The organism is Campylobacter sp. BCW_6464 (assembly GCF_001762775.1).
GTDB classification, from domain to species: domain Bacteria; phylum Campylobacterota; class Campylobacteria; order Campylobacterales; family Campylobacteraceae; genus Campylobacter_D; species Campylobacter_D jejuni.
Genome location: NZ_MJXM01000019.1, coordinates 1 through 2,691, shown reverse-complemented (window position 1 = coordinate 2,691; position 2,691 = coordinate 1). Strand labels below are relative to the sequence as shown.

2 protein-coding genes are annotated in these 2,691 nt (G+C 25.9%); both read right to left on the bottom strand.

The features are described 5' to 3' along the window. Positions 1-121: 121 nt before the first annotated feature. Positions 122-883: a hypothetical protein gene (locus AJ885_RS00275; RefSeq protein WP_141080064.1), complete on the bottom strand. Its 762-nt coding sequence runs from the start codon at positions 881-883 to the stop codon at positions 122-124. An 8-nt stretch (positions 884-891) separates the two neighbouring features. After that, on the bottom strand, positions 892-2,691 hold a 1,800-nt coding region (locus AJ885_RS00270; RefSeq protein WP_251988555.1), incomplete at its 5' end, for a hypothetical protein.

Here is a 2,691-nt window from a genome sequence, read left to right as displayed (position 1 = left end):
AAAATCAATCTGTTTAACTTCTTTATTGTTGATTGTTAAATTTTTAATAGTTTGAATTAACTCTGTTTTAGAACTTATAAACATAAAAGATTCCTTATATAAAGTATTATTATATCATTTTTTATTTGCTAATATTTTTTGTCTCTCTATTAATCTCTCCTATCCACCTAAGCACATTGCCCTTATCATCAATCTCAACTTCTAAATCTTTGTATTTGTTGTAAAATTTAGGAGCTAAGATTTCTTGGAAGTATTTTGTGCCTTTTGGGGTTGTTGCTATCCAGATATTGTATTGTGACCAATATTGTGGTGTATCCCAAGAAGTGGGAGAAAACATTGTGCTACATCCATCTACAATAATATCATCATTCAAATTTCTTTCAAATCTTTCTTTATAAAAAAAATTATCTCTAAAATATATCCAAGCTTGATATTTATCTTCTTTATAATAAGATAAGTTTGAGGGATAATCTATTTTATTTCTATCTTCATCACAATAAGATCCAAAATCTATATAACCTGCTAGAAAAAGTTGCCCCAAGATATTAATATATTCACTTATATAGGTAGGTTTGGGTGTATTTAAAGAAGGAGTGTTGTTAAGACTATCAATATTATAAAATTGAATGATATTTACATCTATTTCATGTCTTGCAAAAAATTCATCATCAATAAGTTTTAATAATAAATATTCAAATGCTAAGAGAATATCTGTTTTTGTTGTGTATCTTAAATATTCTAAAAGTAAATCCATTTCAGAAAAATATGGTTTATTATTTAATACTTTACTTAAATTTTCATAACTTTTATATCCTATATCATCTTTTTCTTTATAAGAAAAAATAGGATTACCCATTGCATATATTACTTTTATTCTTTTCACTTTTATTCCTATGGTTTAATATGAATAGTTTTATTGAGCTTTGGATTTTTGCCATAAATATTTATTGTTTCTCCCCCACTTCCAGAACCTGTTCTGTATATAATATCAATTCCATCATTCAATTTATATCTTATAAATTTTTCTTGCGTAATTTGTCCTATTTTATGATTTTTTATAGGAATATATTTTTCTTCTAACTTTGTGGCATTTTTTATTAATTTTTGCCACAGTTCATCTAATTCTTTTTTATTTTTCAAAAGGCGAATATTCCCACTGCTACCTTTTTGTAGTTTTTCAATAATTTTCACTACTTCTTGTCGCGTTAAACCACTATTAAGTCTACTTGTAATTTTAAACATTGAATATAAACCTCTTAAAGCCGGAACAAATGTATAACTCACATCTTCCAAAGGTTTATCATTGAGTTCTAATTGACTAGGAAATACTATCTCAATAAACTCCCCACTGCCATCTTGTGTTTGTATTCTTATAACATTATCAGGGATGATTTCTTGAGCATTGTTTTCACTAGAACTTATATTATTGCTTTTTGTAGTGTTTGTGTATTTTGTGCCATTATTTATATTTACATCTTTATTTTTTGCTTTTATTTTGTTTTCACTAACCCCATTTACCACCACAAACTTACAAACATAAAACTCTTGTTTTCTATCTTCATCTTCTAAGATTTCATCTAGTCCTTGTGCGATTTGAAGTTTTAAATTTTGCATTTTTGCAGGAGCTAAAAAACTAAAATGATATTCGTTTAATTCTTTATTATCTTCTAAAGCATTTTTGATGATTTTATCATACTCATGTAGCTGTGTAAAATACCCTACTCCTAAATCTTTATTTTCAAATTCCTTATAAGCACTTTTATAAACTTTAGCAATGTTTTTTGGGATAATAAAATAAAGTTTGATTAAATTAGTATCAAAGCTAAGATTTAATTCTTTAAATTCATAATCTTTACTAAAGTCTTGTTTGAATTGATTAAGAATATTTATATCCTCTATATCTTTTAAATCTTTTAAATCTATATTAAATTCATTTAAAGCCTTATCTTGTTCTTTTTTTTCATTATTGATTAAAAGATTATAGATAGGTAAATTATCTTTTTGAAATCTATCACTTTTATAATGAAGTCTTATTATAGGCTCTTTTAACTCTATTTGATTTTTACTTTGTTCTCCTAAGCCCTCTTTAGGATCAAAGCTGTGATCAAATTTAAACTTAGTAGGAGTAAAGCTTACTTTTAAAGCAAAGCCTTTATCTGTTTTACAAGCTGAGATGAGTTCTTGTAAGATTGCAAATTCATTATTGACTTTCTTTTGAGATAAGGATCCTTTTACATTAACAACTTTAGTACAAGGAACACTTACACCTGCTATAGTATTAGGACAAGCTACTATACTAGAGTTTAATAAATCACTTTCTAGTATTATAGGAATGTTATTGTCTTTAAAAGTTTTTCCTTTGTTTGATTTAAGTATGACTTTACCTCCATGGATACATTCTAGGTTTTGATTTTCTAAAAGAGCATGAAGTTTAGCTATAGCTTGTTTTTTATCTACTTGTGTGGTTTTTTGTTCTTTTAAAGTGTTTGAAATTAAGTCTTTATACTCTAAGCTTTGTTTGCTTAAACATTCTAATTTAATATTTAAAGAATTTTCTATAATAGAATAATTAAGCAAACAAAGTTCATCATTTTTATAAAAGATGCTAAGTCTTCCTTTGCCACTGCTTTCATCTTTAGGAGAAAAATAATAACTAGGTGTATCTTGTTTTATAGTATTATCTTGATCTAA